The 26,671-nt window shown below is 57.8% G+C and carries 21 protein-coding genes and 1 pseudogene; 9 read left to right on the forward strand and 13 right to left on the reverse strand.

Features of this window, described 5'->3' with window-relative positions:
• Positions 1 to 145 precede the first annotated feature (145 nt).
• Entirely contained in the window at positions 146 to 3,148 is a 3,003-nt protein-coding gene (locus BSG09_RS15965) for a PAS domain S-box protein (RefSeq protein ID WP_223174723.1), read from the forward strand.
• Positions 3,149 to 3,686: 538 nt separating this feature from the next.
• Here the strand turns inward: BSG09_RS15965 and BSG09_RS15970 are convergent.
• The 6 genes from BSG09_RS15970 to BSG09_RS15990 all read right to left on the reverse strand — a co-directional run bounded on the left by BSG09_RS15970 (position 3,687) and on the right by BSG09_RS15990 (position 8,620).
• Positions 3,687 to 5,069, reverse strand: a complete 1,383-nt coding sequence (locus BSG09_RS15970) for a DUF5305 domain-containing protein (protein ID WP_223174722.1) — start codon at positions 5,067 to 5,069, stop codon at positions 3,687 to 3,689.
• Between the two features lie 7 nt (positions 5,070 to 5,076).
• Positions 5,077 to 6,237: a signal peptidase I gene (locus BSG09_RS15975; RefSeq protein WP_092934853.1), complete on the reverse strand. Its 1,161-nt coding sequence runs from the start codon at positions 6,235 to 6,237 to the stop codon at positions 5,077 to 5,079.
• Between the two features lie 294 nt (positions 6,238 to 6,531).
• A complete protein-coding gene (locus BSG09_RS15980) occupies positions 6,532 to 6,954 on the reverse strand; it encodes a hypothetical protein (protein ID WP_092934855.1) in 423 nt (140 codons plus the stop codon).
• Positions 6,955 to 7,281: 327 nt separating this feature from the next.
• Positions 7,282 to 7,407, reverse strand: a complete 126-nt coding sequence (locus BSG09_RS21610) for a hypothetical protein (RefSeq protein ID WP_262488529.1) — start codon at positions 7,405 to 7,407, stop codon at positions 7,282 to 7,284.
• A 1-nt stretch (position 7,408) separates the two neighbouring features.
• Positions 7,409 to 8,008: a hypothetical protein gene (locus BSG09_RS15985; RefSeq protein WP_092934857.1), complete on the reverse strand. Its 600-nt coding sequence runs from the start codon at positions 8,006 to 8,008 to the stop codon at positions 7,409 to 7,411.
• Positions 8,009 to 8,023: 15 nt separating this feature from the next.
• Positions 8,024 to 8,620 carry a DUF1102 domain-containing protein gene (locus BSG09_RS15990; protein WP_092934859.1) on the reverse strand — a complete coding sequence of 199 codons (597 nt, stop codon included), beginning with the start codon at positions 8,618 to 8,620 and terminating at the stop codon, positions 8,024 to 8,026.
• A gap of 513 nt (positions 8,621 to 9,133) precedes the next feature.
• Here BSG09_RS15990 and BSG09_RS15995 point away from each other — a divergent pair.
• The 7 genes from BSG09_RS15995 to BSG09_RS21375 all read left to right on the forward strand — a co-directional run bounded on the left by BSG09_RS15995 (position 9,134) and on the right by BSG09_RS21375 (position 16,726).
• Entirely contained in the window at positions 9,134 to 9,790 is a 657-nt protein-coding gene (locus BSG09_RS15995; RefSeq protein ID WP_092934861.1) for a DUF7344 domain-containing protein, read from the forward strand.
• A 64-nt stretch (positions 9,791 to 9,854) separates the two neighbouring features.
• Positions 9,855 to 10,406, forward strand: a complete 552-nt coding sequence (locus BSG09_RS16000; protein WP_092934863.1) for a hypothetical protein — start codon at positions 9,855 to 9,857, stop codon at positions 10,404 to 10,406.
• On the forward strand, positions 10,403 to 10,789 hold the full coding sequence (locus BSG09_RS16005) for a hypothetical protein (protein WP_092934865.1): 387 nt from the start codon (positions 10,403 to 10,405) through the stop codon (positions 10,787 to 10,789). The genes BSG09_RS16000 and BSG09_RS16005 overlap by 4 nt, the downstream gene beginning before the upstream one ends.
• Positions 10,789 to 11,412, forward strand: a complete 624-nt coding sequence (locus BSG09_RS16010) for a poly-gamma-glutamate biosynthesis protein PgsC/CapC (RefSeq protein ID WP_092934867.1) — start codon at positions 10,789 to 10,791, stop codon at positions 11,410 to 11,412. Before BSG09_RS16005 ends, BSG09_RS16010 begins: the two co-directional genes overlap by 1 nt.
• 397 nt (positions 11,413 to 11,809) lie before the next feature.
• Entirely contained in the window at positions 11,810 to 13,636 is a 1,827-nt protein-coding gene (locus tag BSG09_RS16015) for an asparagine synthetase B family protein (protein ID WP_092934869.1), read from the forward strand.
• 441 nt (positions 13,637 to 14,077) lie between these two features.
• Positions 14,078 to 15,826 (forward strand): hypothetical protein, encoded by a 1,749-nt coding sequence (locus BSG09_RS16020; protein ID WP_092934871.1) that lies wholly within the window; start codon positions 14,078 to 14,080, stop codon positions 15,824 to 15,826.
• 366 nt (positions 15,827 to 16,192) lie between these two features.
• Positions 16,193 to 16,726 carry a hypothetical protein gene (locus tag BSG09_RS21375; RefSeq protein ID WP_223174721.1) on the forward strand — a complete coding sequence of 178 codons (534 nt, stop codon included), beginning with the start codon at positions 16,193 to 16,195 and terminating at the stop codon, positions 16,724 to 16,726.
• A gap of 165 nt (positions 16,727 to 16,891) precedes the next feature.
• Here BSG09_RS21375 and BSG09_RS16030 read toward each other — a convergent pair whose 3' ends face one another.
• The 4 genes from BSG09_RS16030 to BSG09_RS16045 form a co-directional block, all read right to left on the reverse strand.
• The gene (locus tag BSG09_RS16030) at positions 16,892 to 18,055 is read right to left on the reverse strand and encodes a glycosyltransferase family 4 protein (protein WP_223174720.1); all 1,164 of its coding nucleotides are present in this window, start codon (positions 18,053 to 18,055) and stop codon (positions 16,892 to 16,894) included.
• A 163-nt stretch (positions 18,056 to 18,218) separates the two neighbouring features.
• Positions 18,219 to 18,980, reverse strand: a complete 762-nt coding sequence (locus tag BSG09_RS16035) for a class I SAM-dependent methyltransferase (RefSeq protein WP_092934875.1) — start codon at positions 18,978 to 18,980, stop codon at positions 18,219 to 18,221.
• Positions 18,981 to 19,376: 396 nt separating this feature from the next.
• Positions 19,377 to 20,315, reverse strand: a complete 939-nt coding sequence (locus tag BSG09_RS16040) for a carbohydrate kinase family protein (RefSeq protein ID WP_092934877.1) — start codon at positions 20,313 to 20,315, stop codon at positions 19,377 to 19,379.
• 285 nt (positions 20,316 to 20,600) lie between these two features.
• Positions 20,601 to 22,091, reverse strand: coding sequence for a flippase (locus BSG09_RS16045; protein WP_092934879.1), 1,491 nt, complete (start codon positions 22,089 to 22,091; stop codon positions 20,601 to 20,603).
• Between the two features lie 244 nt (positions 22,092 to 22,335).
• Here BSG09_RS16045 and BSG09_RS16050 point away from each other — a divergent pair, with 244 nt between their 5' ends.
• Positions 22,336 to 23,304, forward strand: a complete 969-nt coding sequence (locus tag BSG09_RS16050; RefSeq protein ID WP_092934881.1) for an alkaline phosphatase family protein — start codon at positions 22,336 to 22,338, stop codon at positions 23,302 to 23,304.
• Positions 23,305 to 23,524: 220 nt separating this feature from the next.
• Here the strand turns inward: BSG09_RS16050 and BSG09_RS16055 are convergent, their stop codons facing one another.
• From BSG09_RS16055 to BSG09_RS16065, 3 genes and pseudogenes are all read right to left on the reverse strand, one after another.
• Positions 23,525 to 24,571 carry a polysaccharide biosynthesis protein gene (locus BSG09_RS16055; RefSeq protein WP_092934883.1) on the reverse strand — a complete coding sequence of 349 codons (1,047 nt, stop codon included), beginning with the start codon at positions 24,569 to 24,571 and terminating at the stop codon, positions 23,525 to 23,527.
• 706 nt (positions 24,572 to 25,277) lie between these two features.
• Entirely contained in the window at positions 25,278 to 25,409 is a 132-nt protein-coding gene (locus BSG09_RS21615; RefSeq protein WP_262488528.1) for a hypothetical protein, read from the reverse strand.
• A 942-nt stretch (positions 25,410 to 26,351) separates the two neighbouring features.
• Positions 26,352 to 26,671, reverse strand: a pseudogene (locus BSG09_RS16065) (IS701 family transposase); the annotation flags it as partial.

A 26,671-nucleotide genomic window follows, 5' to 3' on the forward strand; every position in this document is an offset into this window, starting at 1 on the left:
TACGATTAGGTAGCCTGCACCGAACGAGTCGGGGCTTACTGCTGTGGTCCGCTCGAGATGAACAAACAGCAAGAACGCATCCGTACGCACTAAATCTCTTCCGCTGGCGGAGGAGTTATCCGCTCGAATCGCTCTAGAGCGTGCAATGACAGGTTCCGCGTTGACCGAGGGTCTTCGGAAAACGCTTGCGTGCTTCGATAGCACCGGGGAACCGCGGACGACAACCGAGGTGGCGGATCAGCTCGATCTCGGCCGGCGGAGCACCTACGAGCGCTTAGAACGGCTCGTTGAGCACGACCGGATCAAGACCAAAAAGGTCGGTGCAAGTGCCCGTGTCTGGTGGCTGCCACCGTCAGCGGCCAATCGATCGACCAGTGATCGAGAGCCACCGCCCGGTGCCGAGTTCCCGGTCAGCGACGTGCTCGACGACGCCGAAATCGGGCTGTTCGTTATCGACGCAGATCTCGAGATAGCACAGCTCAACGAGACGGCCGAGCAATACTTTGGTCTCGAGCGCGAGCATGCACTCGGTCAGGATAAGCGCGACCTCATCAGGGATCAGCTTGCCCCAGCCGTCGCAGACAGCATGTCGTTTGCTGACACCGTGCTGGAGACCTACGAGGATAATACATACATCGAACAGTTCGAGTGTCGCGTCACGGCGAGTGAGAAACGACAGACGCGCTGGCTCGAGCACCAGAGCAAACCGATCGAATCCGGCACGCACGCCGGCGGGCGCATCGAACTCTACTACGACATAACCGACCAGAAGCGCTCGGAGCGTGCCCGCCGTACGGAACGTGCCCTCCTCGAGCGCGTCCTCGAGTCCAGTCCGATAGGGATCGGCATCTTCGACGCTGACGGCAAAGTACGCCGCGTAAATCAGCGATTCGCCGAGTACCTCGGATTGGGTGGGGACGATCCCACAACGTACGTGCTCGGCGACGTACCCTTATTCGACGAGGATGGCGAAGAAATTCCGTACGCAGAGCGACCGGCAGCGCGAGTACTTGCGACCGGCGAGTCAGTCGCCGGTCAGCACATACAGGTCGACAGTGGCGATGGCCAAACACGATGGCTCTCCGCGAACGCCGAACCGCTCGACGACGGCGTCATCGTCACAACAGCCGACATTACGCAACTCAAAGCGCAGGCACAGCGCCTCGAGCGCCAGCACGACGACCTCGAGGCCGAACTCGAAGCGGTGTTCGAGCGGATCGACGACGCGTTCTACGCGCTCGACGACGACCTGCGATTCACCTACGTCAATGACCGTGCCGAAACACTGCTGGGCCACTCCGAGTCAGAACTCTTGGGCAGGAACATCTGGCAGGCGCTGTCCGTCCCCGACGATGACCCACTCCGGGACCGATACGAGACAGCGCTGGCCACCCAGACCGCGACGAGTTTCGAACGCTACTCTGCGCCGCTCGACATCTGGGAGATCGTCAGCGTGTATCCCTCGGAGTCCGGCCTCTCGGTGTACGCGACCGACATCACCGAGCGCAAGCGACACGAGCGCCAGCTCCGCGAACGGGAGACTAGCCTCGAGCGAACAACGGAGCTACTGGAGCAATCACAGCAACTGGCAAGCGTTGGTGCCTGGGAACTCGACCTGACCGACGACCCTCCAGACCTGCACTGGACCGACGAGGTCTACCGAATCTTCGAGCGCTCACCCGATCAGGGGGTCGATCTCGAGTGGGTACTGGACCATCTGCCGCCGGAGGACCGGGACCACCTCAACGAGGCCCTCGACCGTGCGATCGAGGACGGGGACGCCTACGATATCGAAAACCGGATTATCACGGCTGCTGGTGACCAGCGATGGATCCGAAGTATCGGTGAGCCAGTTCGAGACGACGGCGAAATCATCGCACTCCGCGGCGCGGCACAGGACATCACCGAGCGCAAAGAATACGAACAGGCCCTCGAGCGCCAGCGCGAGCAACTCGCTGCACTCAACAATCTCAACGACGTCGTTCGCAGTATCACCGATGAAGTCATCGACCAGTCCACACGCTCGGAGATCGAGCAAGTAGTTTGTGAGCGCCTCGCCGAGGCGGAGTCGTACCTGTTCGCGTGGATCGGGGATGTCGATATCGCTTCACAGACGGTGACTCTGCGAACGGAGGCCGGCGTCGAGGGCTATCTCGATGATATCACGATCTCTGCCGACCCAGACGACAAGCGCAGTCAAGGGCCGACAGGCCGGGCTATCCTTGAGCGCGAGATCCAGACGACACAGGATATCGAAGCCGATAGTAGACACGACCCTTGGCGCGACCATATCGAACAGTACGGCTTCCGCTCGTCGGCGGCGACCCCAATCATCTACGAGGACACCGTCTACGGAGTCTTGAACGTCTATGCCGACCGGCCGAACGCGTTCGAGGGCAAAGAGCGGGCAGTTATCAGTCAATTGGGCGAGGTGATCGGCCACGCGATTGCTGCCACCGAGCGCAAGCGGGCATTGATGAGCGACGATGTCGTCGAACTCCAGTTCCGCATCCGTGACATCTTCGACGTCACGGGAGCTGATGCCCCAGCCGACGGCTCGATCAAAATTGACCATACAGTTCCCATCGAGAACGACGAATTCCTCGTCTACGGGACAGTCACTGAAGACGCTATTGAGAGTTTAGATGGACTCGTCGATGCACTCCCCCACTGGACTGCTGTCACCTACCGGACTACCGACGGGATGACGAACTTCGAACTTCGGCTCTCCGAACCGCCGGTGCTGTCGACGCTCGCCTCACTCGGTGGTGCCGTCAAGAGCGCTGTCATCGACGACAATGGCTATCAGATGACGCTTCACCTCGCGCCAGGTGCAGATATCCGACAGGTCATCGACGCTGTCCAGACGACCTATCCGACCGCAGAGTTGCTAAAACACCGTCAGACCACGCGTCCTGACACCACCGCTGAACGTGTCCGTCACGTGCTCACGGACGAACTCACCGACCGCCAGCGAGCTGCCCTCGATGCTGCCTATCACGCAGGCTTTTTCGAGTGGCCTCGCGATGCCTCCGGCGAGGAGATCGCCGACTCACTCGAGATCGCGCCGGCGACGTTCCATCAACACCTCCGGCGTGCACAAAAGAAGATCTTCGAATCGCTACTCTCGAGGCCGACGACTGCCTGAATGCTCTAGAACGCACCGCTGCCAGTTCGACGAACGTCGTCATTCAAGCCCCACTGCCTGTCCCATCGTCACATCGTCCGGGTCCCAACTGGAGTTGCGAACGACACAGGCTGACGAGATCCGTGCTGAGACGGCGACCGCGGTTGCGGTGGCTGACCACTTCGACCTCTCGATGTATACACACGAAGACCCATGTCCAGACTGGCACAGCCCGAAGCCGTTCGAGCCGATGCTTCGGGCGATCTTGGTGGGACGACCAGCTCGTGGGAGCAAGCAGTGCAATCAAAAACGCCAGCCAATGGCTGACGTTGGAGCCCCCTTCGATGGGTTCCACCGAAAGAGTCGAGATCGGGAGGGGGAAGCTGGCAATTGACTGTTGGGACAACTGATCTCGAACCGGCGGGAGCGGTGTCTCGGATCAGATTGGATCGGTGGCAGCGTGCCAACCTCTGTGTCTCCCGCCACCTAATACTTAGGTTTTTATCATTATAAAAATAATGGTCGGTTGATGTTATGACAGCACATCTTTCGCGTTCGATCAATCGCCACCGGCCGTGTCGTCGCTATCGGCCACATCCGACTCCGATTCGGCTATCCGTGCGTCTCGATCGCTCGAGTTGACGTCATCGGTCTCATCTGGTGCTGTCTTGGATCCAGCAAACATAACCGGGTCATCAGCTCTCGGTTGCGAGGAATTAGTATCCGACTTCGATGTGGAACCGCCATTCGATGCCGCGTCCTCGCTCGGTGATGCTAAATCGGACGCATCAATAAACGAAATCTGCTCGTCGTCGCCGGACTTCGCATTTTCGCGGCTGTCGGCTACCGACGCGGGCGTCGGTGGCTCGAAGACGTATACGACCCCGTTGTGGCGGACGACATACAGCCCTCGCTCCGGATCGAAGACGACCGCAGCGTCGACGTCGATCGCGAACTCAGCCAGCGCCGCTAACGTCGCCGAGTTCGCGTGCGGTCCCTCGAGTGCCGCATCTGGCAACGCCACGGTTGTGATTACCTCCTCGAACTGGTCGCGGTCGTCGCGGTACGAAAGCCACTCGCGTTCGGCGGCCGTCAGCTCGGGGAGACGTCGTGAAGCGTACGCGAGTCCCCCGAGACCACCGACGCCGATCAGCAAGAGTACCGGCCCACCGACGGTCCGTGGTGGGCCAACCGAGGCAGGGACAACCTCGGTCTCGTATTCCTCGTACGTCTCATCGTACGAACTCGCACTTTCGATCCAGTACGTCCCTTCCTCGACGTGGATCGGAGCCCGATAGCTGCTCGCGACCGATCGCTGCTCGCCGTCGATGGTCCCCTCGATCTCTCGGTTGAACTCGAGTACGACCTTGGTCTCGCCTGGACTGGCCCCCAAATCGGATTCGATCTCGTCGATCCGGCTTGCGACGTCGCTGACGTTAACAGCGAACGCAGCAGTGACGTTCTCGTCCGGTTTGACGTCTTCACTGGTCGTTGAGACGACCCGTTCTCGCTCGCTCCAATAGACAGCCTCGCCGTCAGGTTCGACCGCGCGGTAGACCAGATCGGCCGAAAGCGAGACGGTGACGTTGTCTCCAGTCCGTGACTCGTATCCCCCAACGAACTCGCCGTCAATCGTCGGGCTGATCGCCGTGTAGTACAGCGACTCGTTCTCGAGTCGCGTTCCAGTCGGATAGACTGAGTTCGGCTCCGTAACCGTGACGCCGTGTGAGACGTCGCCTGTCGCGGTCCAAGCGTGCTCACGTTGCTGTGTCGTCTCCTCGCCTGGATTCGCGTACGCGCCGTAACTCAGCCACGCGCCGAGCGCCACGAAGACAATGAACGCGACGATCAGTATCGTTCGATACTTCTCGAGCAAAACGTGAAGCCGCAGCCGTCGCTCCTCATCCCCCGCTTCGCTTGTTGCTGTCGATAGGAATGTCATGTGTGTCTCAGTCTTGCCGTCGAACGATCGATTGCGTCTCCCTGCAGCGGCTTCTGATCGCCGCTCGTCTCGAGCGGACATCGCCCGGTCCAGAGAGGACACGCCCGAGGCCGTAGGTGCCACCGCCCAGCAGCGACAGGATCGTCGCAAGCGGTGCCCATGGATGGAACACGTAGAGGGCGTCAATGACCGGTGCCGGGAGCACGTACAGGTAGCGATACTCGGTGATATACGTTGGATAGTGACCCGTCTCTTCGGGAGCCGTAATCGAGACTGTCACCGTCGTCTCCTCGCGTGGACCGACGATCAGCCGGCCGGAATCGACAGCCACGTCATCGCTGCCGGGTTCGACATAGGAGAGTACGGGAACGAACCCACCGTTGGAAACCGGGTACGGAATCTCACCGGTTGTCCCTTGCTCGATCACGACTGGTCGCTCCGAATCGAACTCCGCGCTGATGACGGCATAGGACTGCGTGCCGGCCGGCACGATCATCGCCGCTGCGGCCGCGACGACGACCAACAGCGCGAAGCCGGCAGAGAGCAGTCGGGGATCGAGCCAGTCGTCGCCCTCGTCGTCAGTGTGCGACTCGAGCGACGGCTCCCGGCGTTCACGGATCGTCTCGACGACGTAGAGAACGATCGAAACACCGAGAATCGGAAGTGCGAGTCCCGACGTACCCGAAAGGCTCCGGACGCCGAGTGTAACGGCCAGCCGCGTCTGGACGCGCTCGAGTGCGTCGCTTGCGGTCATGACTGCCGTCCCGAAGGCTGGGATCGTCACGACCTCGCCGTTTACCTGCCACGCTTCGGCGACGATCTGGGCATCCTGGACGTACGGCTCGTCGCCGTCTTGGTCGGTAAACGGGTTCGCGTCGCCGCGCGTCACATACCCCCGGTCGGTCTCTTCGACGATGCGGTGGGTCGTCAGTCCGCCGCCCTGGATCTCTTTTGCCTCGAAGACAACGACATCGCCCTGCTCCGGCTCGCCGGTCACCTCACTCGGGAGTGCGACGAAGCCGTCGCCGGTCTCGATGGTCGGCTCCATGCTCCCCGTCTCGACGAACCCGAGCAGGATCGGCTGGCCGAGTGCCTGTCCCGCGACGAGCGAAACGAGTACGACGAGCACCACCCCCTGTAGCCCCTGTTCGACCCTCCGCCGCATCATCCGTTATCTAGCCAAGTTATGTCCATCTATTTGTAATTATTGATAGATAACTATTTCGTGCTGCTGATCGTATTGATCCGATAATAGTCACCCACGTCCATTGTAAGACAATCGTTGACCGACCAGAGAGCGTAGTCAACGATCGGTTTTCAAACTCGAGCGACCGGTATTGCTCCTGTTGACCCTGTGTCCTGCGGGTGACGAGGAACTGCTCACGCTGTCAGACGGACACCTGTCAGTCAGTGCCGGTGGGACCCAACCCGCACTGCGGGCCTACCGGGACAGCAGCCCGTCTCAGGTACCGATCATGACTCTCGCCAGCAGATAGGCGTTCCACGTTGCGGCGAGCAACCAGACGCTTGCGAGCGCAGCCGGCACGATGAGCGTGACGTAATCGGGGGCGATCCGATCCGGCGCTTGCAGGACGACAGCGGCGACCACGAGTCCAAACCCGACGACCAGCGCTTTCAACCCGAGAAGTCCGAGCACACCCACACTGTCGAGTACGAGTACCCCCGCAGGGTTCGACTCCTCGAGGCCGAACGCGAGGCCGCTGATCGTGGTTCCGAGGTCGGCACCGATCGCGACCACGACGGCAAGCCAGAGTCGTCGGTCAGTCGGTGTTCTGTTGACGATTCCTGTTCGCTCGTCCGTCTGTCGATCATCGATCGCGGCGACCAGTGCTCGAAGATAGCGTCGTATCGGTGTTCCATCCATGGCTCGAGGGCTTCCTGTTTTCCTGCGTGGCTGTTTCGGGCGGCAATCAACTGCTGCTCGAGAGTATTCGCGCATGCACGGATCATTGTAATACAGCCGTTGAGGCATCTCATGGTCGTCAAACCGAAAGTTAATGCGAGGCTGTAGGTTCGGATGGCCACGGCTGCGTTCGAAAACGAGCGAGGACGCCAATTTGCGATCCAAAACGGTCGACAAGACGGTCGTCGAGAACTATTGGTCGAGATCAGCGACGAGATAGCCCGATTGTGAGGGTCGATCGTGGCTGGGTGAGCGACGCCGACGGGCAAAAAAGTCAGTGTCGGCCGCCTAACTGGAGAAGAGTCGCTCCAGTTCCGCGTTGATCGTCTCGCGGTCGATCTCTTCGTCGCTTAGGTCAAATTCGACGTCGGCGGTCTCCTCGTAATTGTTGAGCGTTGGTGTGTCGTCTGCCATGTTAGATCGCCTCCGCAGTGAGTTCGATTTCGTCGTCGATAGCCACCGAGTCGACTGCGCTGTCGGGCAGTGCGAACGCCACCAGGCTGAACTCGATCTTGTCGCCGGGTGACAGCGTCGAGATGGACATGAGGTTCACCGAAGGCTCCCACGACAGGTCGTACCCGAGCTTAATCTGACCGATCTGTGGCACCAGCAGGACGCCAAGAATGCCCTCAAAGTCGGTCCTGTCGACGTCGCTGAAGGCGAGCGGGGCAATCTCGAGTTCGATTTCCTGGGTGCCCTGATTCTTGACCTGGAAGATGTCTTCGATCCCCGTGATGGCGTTCGCGTTCAATCCCTGGCCACCGGCGAGTCCATTACCGATGTTGTCGTTATCGCCGGTGAGGTTGATCGCGAGCGCGTCACTGGATGTCGTGTCGACGTAGTTGCCGTTCGGTCCATCGCCGGGCTGGATCCCGAGGTATGCGCTGGCGTCGGCGGCGACGTTGACGGCGACGTCGCGCTCGGCCTCGAGGCTGCTAAACGCGCCGGTGCTGAGCGTGAGACTGCCACCGGCGGCGAGCGCGCCGATACTCAGGACGAATTTGCGTCGTTCCATGACGTTCCAGCCCAGTTAGCTCGACGTCGTGTCCGTACTCGACGTCGTGTCCGTACTCGGCGTCGCGTCCGCGTTGAAGGTTACCGAGTCGAGCAACTGGTCGCCGTCGCTGAGAGTTTCGCCCTCCGTGTCGACTTTGATGCTGACTGGCGTACTGTCACCGGGTCCAAGGGTGTGGTCACTACCCGAGAGCGAAGCGACCCCGTAGTCGCCATCGCTGGGGTGGAACGTGACGAGGTCCTCATTGTTGTTACTCTCGTCCCCACTAGATTTGGTAATACCCACGTCGACTTCCTGAGTCCCCTGATTTTTGACGGTAAACAGGTTGTCGATTTTCGTGACTGCGTCTGGGTTGACACCCTCGCCCCCAGTGCTAGTTTTGTTGTTCGAATCGAGGTCGATCGTCAGCGTACCGCCGGTCCCGTCCGCGGTGACGTAGTGCGAGTTGTCGCCGCCAGTTCCCTTCAGTTGCAGGTAGGCGGTCGCGTCGTCAGCGACTTTGACTTCGACGTCTCGTGTTGCGCTCACGCTCGAGAACGCGCCAGTTCCGATTCCCGCAGCTGCTCCCGATGCCAGTGCTCCCATTCCGATGACGAATTTGCGTCGTTGCATTGTTGGATTCTCCGTATTGGTTGTCTCTCACGGGCGACCACACCTCATCGCGCCACGTCAGCTCGTCGTCGCCCAGATCCCCGCCGCGGGGATCACAGATCATCCGTGACCAGCAAGGGGTATTGTAATACAGTCGTGGAGTCGATCGCAATTTTTGGTGTCCAGTAGTCAACACACGCCCGACCGAAACGGGACTGATGTATGGGACAGGTCGACTCGAGTCGACCACCAGTTGAGTCAGTGAAAACTGCGGTCGGACTGTCGTTGACTCGCGGTCGACGACCACCGCGAGTCGGTATCGGTGCGGTTGACTGGCGGTCAAACTGGGTCTGACCGACCCTCGAGAACCGGTATATCACCGGTTGACCGACCATCTAGACGGTAGTAGTGTCGTTGACCGACCGACTCGAATTCGATGAGAACCCGAATTTCGTCGGTTACAGAAGAAATGGCAGTCAACTAATTGTTGATCATCAATACTTATGGTGGGTAATGTAGGATGGTAGATCTGTAATGGGGGCAACTCAAGCGGAGACATCCAAAGAGACCGATACGCTAGAGTTGGACACAGACGACGAGCGAACGGACTCATCGGGGGCGGAAGGCGACGCACTCACCGAAGATGAGCTTTTCACGCTCCTGTCCAACCGGCGACGACGATACATCTTGCATACGCTGATGCGAGAAGCAGACACGGTCGACATCGGCGATCTGTCACAGGAGATCGCCGCCTGGGAAGACGGTCTCGAGTACGAGAAGGTATCGAGTAGTGATCGCAAGCGAGTCTACACGGCGATCCAGCAGACGCACCTCCCGAAGATGGACGACGCTGGCGTCGTTGAGTTCGATCGCAACCGGGGCACGGTCAACCCGACGCCAGCACTCGAGAACGTTGAAATCTATATGGACGTCGTTCGCGGACGTGAGATTCCCTGGGGCGCGTACTACTTTGGACTGACGGGATTGACCGGCGCGCTGTACCTGGTCGCGACGAGCGGCCTGACGCCGCTCAGTCAGCTCTCGCCGTCGTCCTGGTTCGTGTTCGTCATCGTCTCCTTTGGCGTCTCCGCGGTCGCACACCAGTACTACGAGCGACAAAACCGGCTCGGCATTGCAGAGGAACCACCGGACGTGGAACTCGAGTACCACGCCCACTCACGAGACAACTGATGTATCGACGAGTGGACGCGTTACGCTCGATATCGGAACGAGTCTCCGAGAGTACACGAGGGCTATGAAACGGACGAGACGCGCAACACTGGCGATGATCGTCGGTTCGGGTAGCGTCCTCGCGGTCGACACTACTAGCTTCTCAACCGCGAAAGCCGATCGTGATATTCGCGTCGCGGTCGTCGACGATGCCGACGCCTACCTCGGACTGACCGAGGACGGAGTCGAAGACGGCGGCCTGCTATTTGAGGGCGACGCTCGTCAGTCACCGGTCAGGTTCGCCGTGATCAATCAACTCCCGGAGCCAATCACAGTCACGCTTACAGCCGACGAGTTTCGGTTCGACATGTCCGGTGATCGACTCGGGCCTGGCGAGCGAATCGACGACGTCACCGTCAAGATCGATCCAGCGGCCAGTCAGCCAGCCAGTGGCACGGTGACGGGAACGATCGAGATCGACGCCAGTGGAGACGGAATCCAGATCGAAGCTGAGCGTGATCTCACGCTCAAGCGTGAGCCCGAGCGTGCCGCTGACGCGGCGGCCGATACAAACCGGACCGACAACGGCAGCTGCGAGAACTGCAGCCAAACGCAAGCTGGGGGGGCCGACCGGTGATACTCAGCGCAGTGTTGTTGCCAGTCCTCGGACTCACGGCGAGTATCGCGCTCGTGCAACTGGCTGGCCTGCGACGCAGCAGCGTGGTCGTTGTTTCGCTGGTAGCGCTCTCTACGCTCGTGGCCGTCAATGTCCACCCGGTGTTCTTGGGCAGCGTTGCAGGGGCGATTGCTGCCGTTGGCCTCAGTAGCCAGCGGACATCGATTCATCGCCGCGCACTGGTTCTGGCGTCGCTGGCCGCGGATGCGATCGTTCCAGTCGCTGGCACGCTCGCGATGAGCGGCCTGTCGCTGCCGGTGACTGGCTTGCACGTTCCGACCGAATTGGCACCACTGACGGCGATAGCCTCGGATGGCAGTGCCGATGCGGGAGGTATCGAATAATGGTGCCGACAATCCTGTCTGATTTGGGTGTCCTCGCAGTCGTCTTCGCCGGTGTGCTCGCTGTCGAAGCGGCCCGCACACGCTATGGACTTCGACTCGGTGGCGTAGTTGCCGTGCCGTTGATCGCTGTCCTCTCATTGACGAACGCGTGGGTGCTGCCGGTCTATCTCCCAGGGGTGGTCGTCCTTTTTGTGGCGACAACGCTCCTGCACCGTCTCACGCTGCTCTATGGTCGGGTATTGCTTGCGATGACGCTCACCATGTCAATGGGCTATGCGCTGGTCGTCATCGCACTCGGGTTGGTGCTCGGAACCGAACTCCCGGTGACCGACTTCCAACTGTATTTCACCGCCCTCTTTGCGGGCGCGGGTGCGTATACACTCCATCTGACGTCACCGGCTGACCGCCCGGCGATGGTCACGCTGAGTGGGGCGCTCTTTGTCATTATCCTCGTCGGCTGCCGGACCCTCGTGACGCCACCGGCCCGCGGGTTATACGCCGACCTGACGCCGCTCCATATCCTGCCGGTCGCCGTCGTGCTCACTGCTGCGGGGCTGACGTTGACTCGCCTCGAGCGCCGAGAGCGACCACTCGAAACGCACCGGAGGGAGCTGGGTCAATGAGCGTCAGACACCGGGTCCCTGGGGTCGCGCTGACGCAGATCATCAAGCTACTGACGAATGACCCAGCGCTTTGCCACGCCAAACATTAAGATCTTGAACATAATAAATGACAGATAGGGGAATGGGGGACAGCAGAGACACAAACGAGGGGGACAGAGAGATCGATCTCGTCTTTGAATGGCACCAACTCTGCCATGCCTGCGGCGAACGAAAGTGGTTCAGCGGGCTGATTTGCGACGAGTGTCGAAATCGTCATCGCGTGTGATTTTCACGTTGAATTCCTGTTGTGGTGACTCGATAGAAACGCAGCAGCGTCGAAGACGTCGCATTCTGTAGCCAGCAACTGAGACTCGTAAACGCCGACATTACAATGGTGTCCTCTCACACGGCTACTGCTATGGTCGGCATCACTGGGCGAACTCCTGCGATAGACGAGCAGTCGTTCGCCAACTCGCTCGAGCCACTCGTTCACACCGATCGGTACGAAGCCGACGTCGTCTTCGAGTCAGCTTCGCACTCGATCGGGACGACAGCGTATCCCGAATATCCGATCCGGATCGTCGAGAATGACGACCGGTGGGTCTGTCTCGAGGGGCACATCTATGGTCGCGATGACGAGGCACTCGAGCGCGAACTGCTGACGGTCGGCGCACACGTGCTCTCGGCCGACGGCGACGACGAGTTTCTGACCCAGTGGCTCCTCGAGACTGACGGGGAGTTCCTGCTCGTTGCTGCCGACAAAGAGAGCGATCGGCTCGGACTGCTCAATGACCCGCTTGCCCGTCTGCCAACATATTACTTCCACGACGGGGAGACGGTGCTGTTCTCGCGAGAGTTGCGATATCTCATCAACGAAGCGCCGATCGAGGGGTTCGATCCAATGGGCATTGCCCAGTGTCTCCTCTTTGGCTACTCGCTTGGTGATCGGATGCTCGTCCACGGTGCAAATCGACTGCGCCCGGGGACGAAACTCATCGTCGATCCGGAGCGCGGTGCGGTCACGGAGACGGCGTTACACCGATTCGACTTCGGTGACCCGGCCTTCGAAGACCGAAGCCGGACGCGAAACGCCGCCGAACTCGTCGACCGGTTTAAACAGGCTTGCCGCCAGCGATCGGGATACGGGACCTGTGACGTAATCTCGTTGAGCGGCGGACTTGACTCCCGATCCGTGCTGGCCGGCTACCACGCTGAGGGGCTCCCAATGACGGCAGCCACGATGGTGTCCGACGACTTCGTGCCACCGTCCGACGTCGAAATCGCCCAGCAGTTGGCCGACGAGTTCGACGTCAACTGGCGTCGGTACGAGGTCGGTCCGCCGAACGGTTCGGATCTCGATCGAATCATCAAAACGAAAAACGGACAGATCGGCCTCCTGACCTCGTTTATCCTCGAATTCTTTCGGCAACTCCGCGAGGAGTACGACGCCGGCCTCACCTACGTCACCGGCGACGGCGGGGACAAAGCCCTCCCGGATCTCACTCCAGCGAAGCCGATTTCGGACGACTCGGAGCTAGTCGACTATATTATTCGGGAGAACTCGTTTCTCTCACTCGAGCAGGTGGCTCGGATCACGGGGCTGTCGGCCGAGTCGATTCGCCGGAGCGTCCGCGACCGCCTTCGCATGTATCCCGAGACGGATCCAGCGTCGAAGTACGTCCACTTCCTCGTCTACGAGCGGGGCGTCAACTTCCTGTTCGAAGGTGAGGATCGCAATCGGTTCTTCTTTTGGAGCACGACCCCGTTTTACTCGCTCGAATTTTTCCGGTATGCGATGAACTGCCCGGCCGACCAGAAGGCTCGCTACGACCTGTATCGGACGTTCCTCGAGGAGCTCGAACCTGCAGCCGCGGATCTAACACATCCGGATTACGGTGTGCCTGTCTCGTCGACCCGCCACGAAATTGCGGCATTCGCAGACGAATTGCTCTCGCGGTATCCATGGCTATTCGACGCAGTGCGACCAGTCGTCAAATCACTCAACAGCCTCGAGACGGAGTCACAGCTGCAACCGGATACGGTCGACTGTATTCGCACACAGATCGAACAGTGTGAGGCTGTCGACGATGTCCTCGTGACCGACGAACTCCGTCGGTTCCTCGATTCGTATCCCGAGCACGATCGGACATCTGTGTACCGTCTCTTCGCGGTTACGTCCGTCATCGACGACATCCACTCCTCACAGAGCGTGCTCGAATCCCGATGCGATGCTGTCTTCAGCTGACCGCTCAGTCCGTCAATACCAGTCAGCGACCAGTCGTTCGAGCACGATCGGTGTGGATCCGTTTGGCCGACAGTATCGATGACCCTGTTTCAGACGGGCTGCTGTCCCGCTGTCCCGGTGGGACCGCAGGACGGTCGCGGGCCCACCGGCACTGACTGACAGGAGTCCGTATCACTGGCAAATCGTCAGGTCACGATTCTAGCGTTTGCGGTCGTTTCTCGGGTGTTGACAGTGATGGTATCGGTACGCTCTTTTTATACTGTCGACCAGGGCAGAGCGCATCCGTTCTCCCACTGCCATCTCTTGATTTGTCGTATAAGAATCCGGCATAGAATGCGGCAATTGCATAGCATAATAGTACCGATTCAATTAAAATCACGAAGTTCTACTGATGTAGAGGAAGGAAAGTTTATAGTCTGGTAGTGTCCCCTCTCAGATCGCATGGCACGCGACGAATCGGTACGGGACACGACGAGTCCCGCCGAACAGACAGTGAGTGACGACGAACGGAACAATACCAGCGTGATCGATCGACGATCCTATCTGAAATTAGCCGGTGCGACGGCGCTCGCAACAGGCGTCAGCGCGGGCGCGGCAAGCGCAGCGGGCGACGACTACGAGGTCATCGAGGCACGCGGACAGACGATCACCATCGACTCCGGTCAGACCTGGGAGAACAAGCTTATCGACTTCGGCAACCGAAACGAGATTTCGATCATCGCCAAGGGCACGAACTGGACGGTCCGGAATATCGGATTTACGGGCACTATCCCCTACAACACGGCCGTCTTCGGTGTTTGTGACTCCGGTTCTGGAACGTCGGTGATGGAAAACATCTACTTCGGCGAGTCGACTGGTGAACAGCCCGCAAGTACGCGCTCGATCTGTATCTGGGTTGACCCCAAACACAACGGCCATCTTGACGTGACGAACGTCAACTTCAACGTCCCCGGAAACAACGGCATCTACGGCTCCGCACCTGCCTACAACGGAAACGGTGGCACGGTCGCGCTCGACAGCTGTTACGGCAACGACTGCCATCACACAGCCTTCCGGATCGGCGACAACGGCATGTCGATCGACAACTGCATGAGCTACAAGAGTGGGACGCGCGCGGCCAATCGCAACGTCTGGGTCTGGGAAGGGAAATACGACGGCGGCGCAACGATCCGCAACTCTCATTTCATCACGAACGGGGTCGGTGATTCAATCGCCACGAACGGCAATCCGAACCTGACGATCGATAACGTTCACACCGACGACGGCCACGGTGACGGCTCGAACCCCAAACACTTTGTCCCCGAGGGCTGCCCCAAAAGTGGCGAAGAAGCCGCAAGCGGTGGCAGTAGCAACAGCGCATCCAGTACCCCCTCAACTGACGAGGACACGGACCGCTCCGAGAACACGCTGCTGGTCGACGGTGTCGGCACGGCAGGCGACACGCGCTACGAGTTTACCGTCTCGGGGGCTGCTGAGAAAGCGACCATCAAGGGAGCCACGATCGATGACGGAGACTCAATTGAGAGCGGCCACATCACGGGACGCGTCGCCGGCTGGCGCGACGCGTTCCGCTTTGCCGGCGACCTCGAGGAACTCACCATCGAGGGCGACGCACGAGTGTTCGTCAACGGCGAGCGAGTCGATCCCGCCGACTACGGCCAGGAAAAGCCACACGTGCTAACACTGGTCGGGAACGGGACGACCGCGAACTACGAGCTCGCCGTCGATGGAACGATCGAGACGATTGAGGGTGACGATTCGGACGAGTACGCCACGGTATCGTCCGGAAATACGGTCGAGGGATCGATCGAACGGGCTGCCCAGCGGTTCCGGTTCTCCGGGACGCTCACCGACGTCACCTTCCTTGACGGCTCGGCACAGGTATATGTTGACGACCAGCGGATCGATCCCGAGCAGTACAATGAGCAGGAACTGCTGCCACACGCCATCGTGATCGATGGAACCGATACCGACGGCAGGACCACGTATGCATTCAGCGTCGATGGCGAAGTCATTACGTCGAGCTATCGCGACGCGTCGGTCAATCCTGGCGACGAGATCGACGGCCGCTCTGTCAGCGGAAAGGTCGACGATGGACTTGATGCCTACTGGTTCGACGGCGACATCGCTGACTTCCAGCTCAGCGGGAACGCGAACGTCGACGTCGAGTATAACGCCCGCAGTAACTGACTGAACTCGACTTCGTTTTCATCGCCGTCGCTCCGAGATCGGATGACTGGTCTTTCGCGAACTGCAACCGGTTTTTGCTCTGTATTATGCCGTTCTAATTAAGTTTGACAGTAGTATTATCCACTTCATAATATAGTGCGTGTTCAGTAATTAACTAAAATAACCGGGTCATAGAAAGACTCGCAGGTGGTTTGTTTCAAGACCCTTTGATTAAATCAGCCGGTAAGGAGATGTGCAGACACATCAATTGTGCATGATCAAGAACGGTCATTGAATACCAGAAAATAGTTCACTAATCGTAAGATTGTCAGAAATATGAATAGACGTGGGTATCTCGCGGCAGTATGTAGTACTGGAGTCGTCACAATGGCGGGGTGTAGCCAAATACGAAGTGAACAGACACTCTCCGACCCGACCGTTCATGCGGACTCGAGCGGGCGAAAGACGCTCGTCTTCGCAACCAGCAATGGGGACGTCGGGAAATTTGGGGTAAATGGCCGTGTTGACGCTGGGATAATCGATGCACCACTCGAGATTTGGCACCGCGAAGGGACGGCTGTGAAGTCCATCAAACTCCGAGTGTGGATGCCTGAAGTAGCGACGGAATCTCCCCCGAAGGTCGCTATCGTCTCGCCAGTAGAGGGAGATCGTTCACCACCGCCCTCAGTAGCACTCTACACGCCTGACCGCGCTTTCGGAACAGTCATCGAGGTCTCTGATTTGAATGACCTTGCAGACGAGACCATCAGTATCCTCAACCTGCTCGTCAAGCCAGTAGCAGAAACCGCTACCAAGCTCAATATTCACACGACAATCGAACTCACAAGCAGTGGCGTCCTCGAGCGTGACTACACGCTCAATGGAGAACTCCAGTTAACGTACTCCGAACTCAATCACTGATCGTCAGACTTAGTCGACAGCGTCTGTTGAAATCCGATGAGTCTGGCACTGTCAGTACTGAACCAGCCGTTAGGTGGTTGCTGTACTGACCGCACACTACCGGGTCGAGTCGGCAAGTGACCGATTCTATGACACGCTCAAAATCACAGTTGAGCTGCTCGTTCCTCACGGAGGGGTCGATTCAACTTTCGCTTTATGTTTCGGTTCAGTTCCCGCTTCCTCGATCGCAACAGCACACAGACGTTCCAACCGAGCGGCCTGTTGACGCCACGAAAACTGGCGGGCTCGGTCCCGTGATCGCGCCCCCAGTATCTGCCGACGGGACGGATCCAAAAGCAATTCGGAGAGTGCCGTCTCGAGCGCATCCGTATCGCCGGGTGGAACAACAACGCCGTTTTCATCTGGCGTCAGATAGGTTTTGATCGCCTCAAGATCCGTCGTTACCACTGGTGTCCCACATCCCATCGCCTCGAGATTCACCATGGCGAAACTGTCGACGTGCGTTGGGAGACAGAAGATATCGGCAGCGGTGTAATATCCGGGCAGCTCGTCGTGTGAAACTTCGCCTTCGAGGGTGACGTCGTCTTCAATATCGAGTTCTCGACAGCGTTGACGAACCTCACTCTCTGCGTGTCCGGTTCCGATGATGCGGAGATGAACGGGCGCTTCGAGCATCGCAACTGCGTCAAGGAGATCGAAGATCCCTTTCGCTTCGATGAGACGGCCGACGAAGAGGATACTCGGTCTATCGCTGGAGAACGCCGGCTCGGCGTCCTCATGGAACTGATCGGCGTCGAGACCGGGAAGAACGACCTCATCGACCGCATAGCCGAGCGAAGTAGAGACATGGTCGGCTAGATACGGCGAGATGGCGAAATTGGTGTCTGTGGTAGTATATCGTTTATGAACCGCTGTTCCAACACCTCCGCTGACATCACTCAAGAAGCCACGAATCGTTGGGACGTCAACGAGGTTTGACAAGAGGAGATCGTCGGGCATGTTAAAGCAGATGAGCACGTCGACATGCTCGTTGATGTGATCAATCACGTCGTTGTAAGACGACCAGGCGATCATCGCCAGCTTGGTGAGTGGCTGCGAACTGACCGGGAGTGGCAGAGATGATAGCAGCTCGAACGCTGGCACGTCAAAGTTCGGCGTCGTGACGATCTCCGCGTGGGACGCTGCCAGTTCGTGTGCCATGTCTCCGTCTTGCGTGTACACGTAGACATCATTCGAGGATGATAATTCTACCGCCAACTGTCGTGCGTAGACGGCAATGCCGCCTGCATGTTTCGTTCCGATGCTGTCGTGATAGAACCCAATTCTCATGCTGTTCTCCATATGATAGCTGCTTAAAATAATCCGCAGCCAACAGACTGCCGGGGCGAACTGAAAACGAAGATAAAATGAACATACTGTTCATAGGTCTCCGTTATCTGACTTTCCGTTCCAACTAGCCGTGACAGCGAGAAGGGAGCGAAACGCGGCGTCATCAGAAACCAGATCGGATTCTGCCACGTTCTTTCTTCTGGGCATACAGTCGGATACAACCCGACTTACCGATGAGAAGTCGCCTTGGGAGCGAACTCACCGGCGTTATCTCCAGTTCCTTTTCGACGATCCGTGTCCCCGACTGTTGGAGCAATTCGACAAGTTCGTCGGACGTGTAAAACGAGACGAGGAGTCCGGGAAGCACCTCCTCATCGACCACCGATGCGATCTGGGGGAGGTGTTTCAGCCCATAGAAGATCAGCTGCGAGGTCAGCGTCTCAGGACCAACGGGACTCTGATAGTAGATGTCCTTGAGAATTAGGTACCCTCCAGGTCGGAGCAGGTTCACTGCCTCGATCAGAGCGGCTTGCGCTTTCCGCTTCGACGCTGACCGGCTCTCCCCCACGAGGTGGTGAAGCACGTCACTCATCATGACGAAATCGAAGGACTCGGGCTCGAACGGCAACGGAAGGTCCGTCGCTGAGGCTCGGCGGTACTCCGCCTGAACGTCGTCGCCTGCATTAGGGAGCATCTCCGTCGAAATGTCTATTCCGTATGCATCGGTGATATCAGTGCTCTCGAGCGCATATTCGAGCAAAAGCCCGTCACCGCATCCGATCTCCAGCATACGATCTCCCCGCTCACATGTCGGCTCAATAAATCCGTCGACGATGGGCGAGTTTTCGATTTCGTTCGAACTGTGCTCGTGTGTGTACGTGTCGGCCTCCGCATTGAAGTACTGGCCGACAGCTTCTCCATCCATAGTATCCACCCGACACCGAAGAGAAACGCTTGTATTAGTATTTTCTGCGATACGATCTGCCCTTTGGCGTTCTCTGTGTGTAATATATTAGCTGCTGAATACAGAGGGTGTCATGACGGTATCTCGTGGTGCTTCAGACGGTCTGCTGTCCCGCTGTCCCGGTGGGACCGCAGGGCGGACACGGTCCCACCGGCAATATCGCTCACGAAACCGTTCGACAGACGGTGAACGACCCCGTCCTACTCGCCGCCTTCGGCGGCTCCTCGAGGGCGAGAGCGTGGCACCCTCACCGCCACCGCTAAAAAATGAGCGACAGCCGTACCGATCCAGACACTGGGTGATTCGGCCTGGACAAAACGCGACGTTCGTCTGGAGAATGGAAGCTGTCCTCGCGCTCTATGCAGGCCAATTCCGGACCATGGCTTTGAGTCGGTCTTCGCCAACCATCCCACTGCGGGCACCTTGCTGGGTACAGTTGTAGCCCGCAGCTGCCGTCGCGAATCGTCCGGCCAAGCGAATCGGTGCATCCGCGAGCAACCAGCGGTGGAGCAAGCCGCTCACGAACGCATCGCCCGCGCCCGTCGTATCGGTGACGTCCACGTCCATCGCCGACAGTTCGACGACTAAGCCGTTCGCCCAGAGGACCGCGCCACGCTCCCCGCGGGTAAGGGCTCCACGGGAAACGCCGTGGGCCCGCAGTACGTCGACCGCGTCCAAGCCGCTAGCCTCGAGATAGGACCGAACCGACGTCTCATTGGCAACGAATAGTTCAAGATGCGGGAGTAGAGCGTCAATCGTTTCGCGCTCGGTCCCGCGGTCTTTCAATCCGTCGAGCGGGCTAGCGAGGTCGAACGCGAGTCGAATCGAGCCGTTCGCAGCGAGTTCGCCCAGCCTGCTCGTGACTCGGTCCGGACAATACCCATTGGCGAACACGAATTTGGCTGATCGAAGGATCGTTTCGTCGTGATCCGTCAGTCGAAGGTTCTTGGCCGCTCCGCTCCGAGTGACGATCGTCCGCTCCCCGTCGGAGTCGGAAAAGACCATACAGTAGGTCGACGGTTGGTTCCCTCGTCTGACGTGATCGAGCGTGATACCTTCCTCACGGAGGTTATTTGCGACCGCGTCGGCGACATCATCGTCGCCAAGTCGGACGACGACGCCAGTCGAGCGCCCCAGTCGCGAAAGCGCCACTGCCACATTCGCGGCGACGCCGCCAAACGCCACTGACTCGTCGGACGCGAAGGCTCCGCCGTCGGGTTCCGGGAGATTCGAGACCGAGTACTGTTTGTCCAGTAGCGCACTGCCGATGGCTACGACGTCAAGTGTCTCTGTCATCCATCTCACCTCACGTGATCTCCCGGTACGGCTCCACAGCTGTTCTCGGTGCCGAAACTGGGCTTGGGGTCGAGAAACGACTGTATCAACGGTGGTGGTACCTCTCCAGGAGCCGTTGCGTCGAAGTCCTGGCTGACTGCTGTCCCGTCCATGGTACCGTTTAGTGTGGCAAACAATCAAATTAGAAATATTCAACACCACTTACCTATGTTCTACATACGGATATCGTTCTCTCCGAGTTATATCTATAGGCAAGAATAAATAGTTGCCAATCAGGATTCTACCTCATCCCATCAGGCCAAGGTACTCACCGGCGAGTTCACGATCCCGGTCGTTGAGTCCGAGTTGATAGAGAGACACCAAATACGCAGCGACGCCGGCGGTGCTGCCGACGAATACAAGTACCAATCCATCAGCGTACAACCCGGCGAGCCACATGATCACGGCAGCGAGGGTTGCGGCTGCAAGCGGCTTCCACAGTGTCGCAGAGTAGGCGAATAGCCCCTCGAGATACCAGACCTGAGCGACCCGGAGGACGTTCAACGCAGCGAGTATACTCGCGGTCGCAAGTGCTGCCCCAATCATCCCAAACTCGAGGATGAAAAGATAGTTGAGACCGACATTGAGGCCGCCAAACACGAGATGGTTCACCATGACAAGATACTGATGGTCAGTCATCGTCAGCAGATCATTGGCCGGACCGGAAGCGGCGTTGAACAGCTGGGCAGCGACGAACAAAATCACAACGGTTGTCCCCGCGACGAATTCTGGGCCGAACAGGGCGAGGATTTCGGTGCGATAGACGACGACCGGCAGCGCCAAGATGATCGAGGCTGTGATCGACCAGCGGGTTACCGTCGCGTATACGGACTCGAGTTCGTCGATCGCCCCTTCTGAGTGAAGTCGCGATGCCACCGGTGGAAACAACTGGTTGATACCGATTAGCGGCATCGCGAGAATCGTCGCGATCAGGACCGCGACGTTGTAGATACCGACATCGGCAGCTGCGAGAAAGATCCCAACCATGAACACGTCAATCCGCTTGAACAGAAAGTTCCCTGCCTTGGACAGCGTCAGTGGTGCTGAGTAGTCGTAGAAGTCGAGCGCCTCGCGACGCGAAAAGTTGAACTCGGGTCGGAGGTCGGATTGAGCGAGGACGTACCAGAATGCAATCGAGAACGCAACGAGACAGGCGACTGCGTACGCCGCGGCGACTCCAAGCACGGAGTAGCCGACCGCCACCGCAGCCACGATGGCGATCAACTGGGCGACCGGACCAAGGACGGCAACGACAGTCTTTCCGACGGCCATTTCGAGACCGCGAAACGTACTCGAAACAACATAGGTCAGCGCCTGGAACGGCAACGCGACCGCAAACACCCGCATGGCTGGCTCGAACAGTGGTTCCTCGAGAGTGTAGGCGTTGATCGTCGGTGCCATTACAAAGAGGAAAACCGCAACCACGAGACTGACGCCAAGTGTTGTCGCATACGCAAGTCCGAGGATGCGGTTTTGGTAGGCTGGATCGCTGCGATTCGCGGCGAGATACCGCGTTGCTGAAACATCGGTCCCGAAGTTCGAGACAGTCAATACCGACTGGAGTACCATCGTCCCGTAGGCGTAGATACCATAGATGGTCGCACCGAGCGTACGAGTCAGAACGAGCGTCAAGAGAAATCCGGCGAGATTTATTACGAGCATCCCGACGTAGTGAAGCGACGCGCCGTCAGCGACCGATCGGAGAGAGTTGAGTGTGGAAGACGATTGTTCTGACATTCAGCGCATTTTCCAGTATCGACCAGTTAGTAGTGCGGTCATTACGGCTCAGAATACCCTTGCCTATCAAAACTAGATCCGGCTACGGCTTCGTCGTAATCGGCCTCTGTATCAGCCGCGACGTGAATCAGGAGTGGCGGTAACAAGCTTTCGGCATCCTCCTGTGTCGTACGATCGTGTATGTATCGGATACGCGGTTGTTTCGTCGACATTACAATAGCTTCTGTGACTCATGTCGTTCCATATGGTGCCCACGATTCTGCCTGACCGCTACTCCGTCGAGAACCTCAGACGAGTATTCGAGAACCCGCGTCTGCTGCGCCGGGAACTGTTCAACTGGACGCTGCGGATTAACTCCCGGTCCCGACGCGTGCTGAACGCTCTGAGCGGAACGGACGAGAACATCGATATAATCGCCGCCGACTGGGACAATCTGATACTCCTTGATGCCTGTCGATACGACCTGTTCGACGCGCGGAATCAGCTCGATGGAGACCTTCAGTCGGTCCGCTCGAAGGGCAGCGACAGTTGGGAATTCATGAACGCGAACTTCGCCGGCCGCACGCTCCACGACACAGTCTATGTAACAGCCAATCCACACGTCTACGAACTCCCAGACAACACCTTCCACGCCGTCGAGAACTTGCTCGAAACTCGCTGGGACGAGGAGGCAGGCACAGTTCGACCAGCGGCAGTTGTCGAGGAGGCAATCAAAGCCCTCGATCGCTATCCCGAAAAGCGCTTGATCGTTCACTTCATGCAGCCACACTTTCCGTTCCTCGGACCAACTGGCCAGACGTTCGATCACATGGGTATCAAAGATCTCGATGCGGCAGAGCGAAGCGACGCGCCTAATCCCTGGTTCGGCCTTATTTACGAGGATACTGTGGACGCTGAGACGGTGCTCACGGCTTACCGGGAAAACCTCGATCTCCTCTTTCCCCACGTCGAACGGCTGCTCGAGATACTGTCTGGGAAGAGTGTCGTCACCTCCGACCATGGCAACCTGATCGGCGAGCGAGGCTTCCCGATTCCAATGCGTATGTACGGCCACCCACGCGGGCTCAACCGCGATGAAGTTCGGACCGTCCCATGGCTTGAACTCGAGACTGCCGATCGACGCCGAATCATTTCGGAACCACCCCAGCAGGACGAAACAGAGCCCAATGACGACGTGGTTGAGGACCGATTGAGTGCCCTCGGATATGTCTGAACGCCATCCCATCCGTTGGAGGTTCAAACATCGCGGATAGTTCGTGCGGGTCGAAACGACCACCTTGACCGTTCGCACTCCTCTGCCATTTTCGTTTCATTTCCCACCGTATATAACGGAAAATGGCAGGACGTGATTGCGATGTAACTGACAAATAGGGCAAATCATAGTAGCTCGCAAGGACATTCGATATGGCTATACGGTAGCCGAAGCCGGACGATCAAGCCTGCTGCGCTTCGACGAACCGTTTGCCGTCGTTGCGTGCTTTTGGCCCCGTGTTTCGGAGCAGTGAGACGATCTCCGACTTGTCCAGTTTCTCGGCGTCCCCCGACGAACGGATGATGTCGGTCGCAGGGGTAAAATCAGACAAGGAGTCAGCAGGGTCGTTGCTTGCTGACTCCGGCTGAATCGCATATAGTGAATCGGTTTCATACGCCCTATTTATCTCGCGTTCCGTCATAATTTCCTCGTGGAAGGTTTCACCGATCCGAGGACCAATCAGTTCGATCTCAATGTTGCTGGGATCATACCCATACTCCGGAGCGATCGTCTCAATCATCGCGTTCGCGAGATCGATGATTCGGATCGCAGGCATTTTGTAGACGAATACTTCGCCGTCCCGGGCCCGATCGAGTGATTGCATAACGAGGGAGAACACGTCGTCGTACGTGAGGAAAAATCGCGTCATTCGTTTGTCAGTCAGCGTAACTGGGCCACCCGATCGAATCTGGTCAGCAAAGATGGGAATCACCGACTGTGAGGAATTAATGACGTTGCCGAATCGAACGGACGCGAGCCGGAGTTCGGATCGGTCCGAGCCTATTCGTCTAGATGATATCAACTGTTCGCCGAGGAGCTTGGTCGTTCCCATCGCGTTTGCAGGGTTCACCGCCTTATCGCTGCTTGTGAAAACGACCCGCTCGACACCTGCGTCGAGTGCCGTATCGACGACGTTCTGAAGGCCGATGACGTTCGTCTTGACGGCCTCGTACGGGTCATGCTGACAGACGTCAACATGTTTCATTGCCGCGGTGTGGATCACGGCATCGATGCACTGCATCGCTCGCTCGAGACAGCTCTCGTCCCTAATGTCACCGACAACGAACTGCAGCCGATCGTCGTCAAACTGTGTCTGCAGTCTGGCAAGTCTGGACTCGTCGTTGTCGAGAATTCGCAGCCGTTCCGGATTCCGCTCGAGAAGCCGCGGAATCAGTGACCGGCCGATTGAACCAGCGCCCGTGACTAGAATCTCTTGTTCGGTGATCACACACGAACTCTGGGAAGCCTTTGTATTAGTTAATTCTACCAGACAGAGAAATCGAGTGTGTTTGTATACAAATATTGGTGTATGATTGAGGACGCATACATTAATTCCAAGAATAATGTGTTTATTAGTGAACTCCCGACCCATATTCTCAAAGAGAGTATATGTCATTGCATTTTGAACGCGAGCATTGGTTATCTCAACTAGTATAACAGAGTTGCTGATAGTTAGCTTCAGACTCTGCTTTGATAGCACGGTTATCCGCGTCGTTGAGGCCAATTACTACGTAAATCAAGCGATTGGGAGCCAACGAGATCGAAGATGTACCGTCAACAATGGCCTTGAATGCCTCACCCACACAACAATCATATAATATCAAAAACTAAGTTTTTCAACCACGATATCTAGTTACGCTTTCATTTTATCGCAAGCCATCTACAGATACAGAGAAGCGTACACTCAATACGCTCATCTTATCAAAAACGAAATCATTACACGGTATCTAATACCAATCGAATAACAAAATGATTTCTTTTCTTCGGGGGAGCTATGCAGGATACAGAGCGCGAATCGGCCGCGGTCCCCATCAAAGACGACGATACATCAGTGCTCTGTGATCCATGGGTGCTCAACGGCGCACACTACGGGTCGTAGGCACACTATCCTGAACAGAGGACTTCAATGACATCGATACCATTGAAGAAGTGGGCTACGACGTCTTGACATCCTTCCCGCCCTGCCCGCGCCCACTCGAGCACTCGCTGAGGGGCTTGCCGTGGTCGTCCCAATTGATGAGTTCGCCGGGTTCGTCGTCTTCTCGGATGCCCGCAAGGTCGCTCACGACAATCGTGCCAATATCCCACTCGAGACACTCAGTGACAATCGCTTTCGAGAACGGCTGCAAGAAGTTGGTCCGGCGGTCAGTGTGCTGTTGGTCGAGCTGTCGCGCTTCCCGTGACGAACGCGTGTCGCATTGGCGCGTTTCTTGGCGAAGTAGTATTCGTCTTCTTTGAGTTCCCTACTGGGGTACACCACGGATTCGTCGCCAAAGACACGGCGGCGATGCTGCAGATCTCGAGGTCAATCCCGGCAATCCGTCGCCGGGTGAATCGGGCACGTCGATCTCGACACGACAGACGAGATGCAATCGCCCCTCGCCGTGTTCGTACACGGCACGAACTTGTTGAACGTTCTCGATCGTCGTTGCAGGCGGGCCAATGACCTCGTACTCACAGAGTGCGAAGTCGGAGCAACCGTCCTTGAGGTTTCAACTCTTCGAGAGTCTGAGACAGTTGTTCGCGGCGTCGTGCTTGAAGCCAGCCTGCTTGAACGTGACCGCTGAGTGGGTGTTCGCTGTTACGTGTTGCGGTAGCCGGGCGGATTCGCTTTCGTGTTCTCGGTTTCGCGCTTGCCGACCCAACTGGTGAACACCTCACCGGGTTCCGGGAGAACTCGCTGACTTGGCTGAGATGCAGGTTACTGTAGCGTTCGTGATCTTTCAACTCCGATTTAAGATCAGATTCGTCTGAGCTTTCACCGTCTTCGTCCCATCGCCTTGGATGTAGTAGCGGCCGACGTTCCACAGCTTGGATGCGGAGAACTCGAGAAGATCTTCTGCAGTATATTGACTCCTCTTCTTAGATGCGTCTCTTAGCTGAGTGACTTAGATGAGAACCTAATACTACACTCTTAGATATGTTTCTAAGATAACTTCCTTTGATGTGATCGTGATCTCTCCTCTGTCAGTATAACATCTGTGAGAGCCATTGCTCTATCTTAGATCTCAGCTTTGCACGCTAGCCTCGGTTGTTGAGTGAACGAAGAGATGGTCGATCTCGGTCATGAGGTCATCAACACCGCGGCCATCGTTGTCTCGAACCCACGAGAGAAGGTTGTAGACGGCTTCCTTCAGGGAGTGTTCGAGGTTCGCTCGAAGCGATGACGCCTTCGAGCGAACCGTTCCCAAGGCGCTCGAATCGGGATCAAGACGAACGAGACTGTAGGCAGCCATCAGGAGGTGCCAGTGGCGACTGGCACCTCCGTCAGTCTGCAGCTCGCAGTCTCCCAAGCCGAGATCCTGCTTCGAGTCCTCAAAGAACGTCT

The organism is Natrinema hispanicum (assembly GCF_900111485.1).
In the GTDB taxonomy this organism is placed as follows: domain Archaea; phylum Halobacteriota; class Halobacteria; order Halobacteriales; family Natrialbaceae; genus Natrinema; species Natrinema hispanicum_A.

Excerpts from the sequence above, each read along its gene's own strand:
- BSG09_RS16000 (WP_092934863.1), top strand. The coding sequence starts at position 9,855 with ATGAAACGGACGAGACGCGCAACACTGGCGATGATCGTCGGTTCGGGT.
- BSG09_RS15985 (WP_092934857.1), bottom strand. The coding sequence starts at position 8,008 with ATGGAACGACGCAAATTCGTCCTGAGTATCGGCGCGCTCGCCGCCGGT.
- BSG09_RS16015 (WP_092934869.1), top strand. The coding sequence starts at position 11,810 with ATGGTCGGCATCACTGGGCGAACTCCTGCGATAGACGAGCAGTCGTTC.
- BSG09_RS15965 (WP_223174723.1), top strand. The coding sequence starts at position 146 with ATGACAGGTTCCGCGTTGACCGAGGGTCTTCGGAAAACGCTTGCGTGC.
- BSG09_RS15970 (WP_223174722.1), bottom strand. The coding sequence starts at position 5,069 with ATGACATTCCTATCGACAGCAACAAGCGAAGCGGGGGATGAGGAGCGA.
- BSG09_RS16050 (WP_092934881.1), top strand. The coding sequence starts at position 22,336 with ATGGTGCCCACGATTCTGCCTGACCGCTACTCCGTCGAGAACCTCAGA.
- BSG09_RS16040 (WP_092934877.1), bottom strand. The coding sequence starts at position 20,315 with ATGACAGAGACACTTGACGTCGTAGCCATCGGCAGTGCGCTACTGGAC.
- BSG09_RS15975 (WP_092934853.1), bottom strand. The coding sequence starts at position 6,237 with ATGATGCGGCGGAGGGTCGAACAGGGGCTACAGGGGGTGGTGCTCGTC.
- BSG09_RS16045 (WP_092934879.1), bottom strand. The coding sequence starts at position 22,091 with ATGTCAGAACAATCGTCTTCCACACTCAACTCTCTCCGATCGGTCGCT.
- BSG09_RS16030 (WP_223174720.1), bottom strand. The coding sequence starts at position 18,055 with ATGAGAATTGGGTTCTATCACGACAGCATCGGAACGAAACATGCAGGC.
- BSG09_RS21375 (WP_223174721.1), top strand. The coding sequence starts at position 16,193 with ATGGCGGGGTGTAGCCAAATACGAAGTGAACAGACACTCTCCGACCCG.
- BSG09_RS21610 (WP_262488529.1), bottom strand. The coding sequence starts at position 7,407 with ATGGCAGACGACACACCAACGCTCAACAATTACGAGGAGACCGCCGAC.
- BSG09_RS15990 (WP_092934859.1), bottom strand. The coding sequence starts at position 8,620 with ATGCAACGACGCAAATTCGTCATCGGAATGGGAGCACTGGCATCGGGA.
- BSG09_RS15980 (WP_092934855.1), bottom strand. The coding sequence starts at position 6,954 with ATGGATGGAACACCGATACGACGCTATCTTCGAGCACTGGTCGCCGCG.
- BSG09_RS16020 (WP_092934871.1), top strand. The coding sequence starts at position 14,078 with ATGGCACGCGACGAATCGGTACGGGACACGACGAGTCCCGCCGAACAG.
- BSG09_RS15995 (WP_092934861.1), top strand. The coding sequence starts at position 9,134 with ATGGGGGCAACTCAAGCGGAGACATCCAAAGAGACCGATACGCTAGAG.
- BSG09_RS16010 (WP_092934867.1), top strand. The coding sequence starts at position 10,789 with ATGGTGCCGACAATCCTGTCTGATTTGGGTGTCCTCGCAGTCGTCTTC.
- BSG09_RS16035 (WP_092934875.1), bottom strand. The coding sequence starts at position 18,980 with ATGGATGGAGAAGCTGTCGGCCAGTACTTCAATGCGGAGGCCGACACG.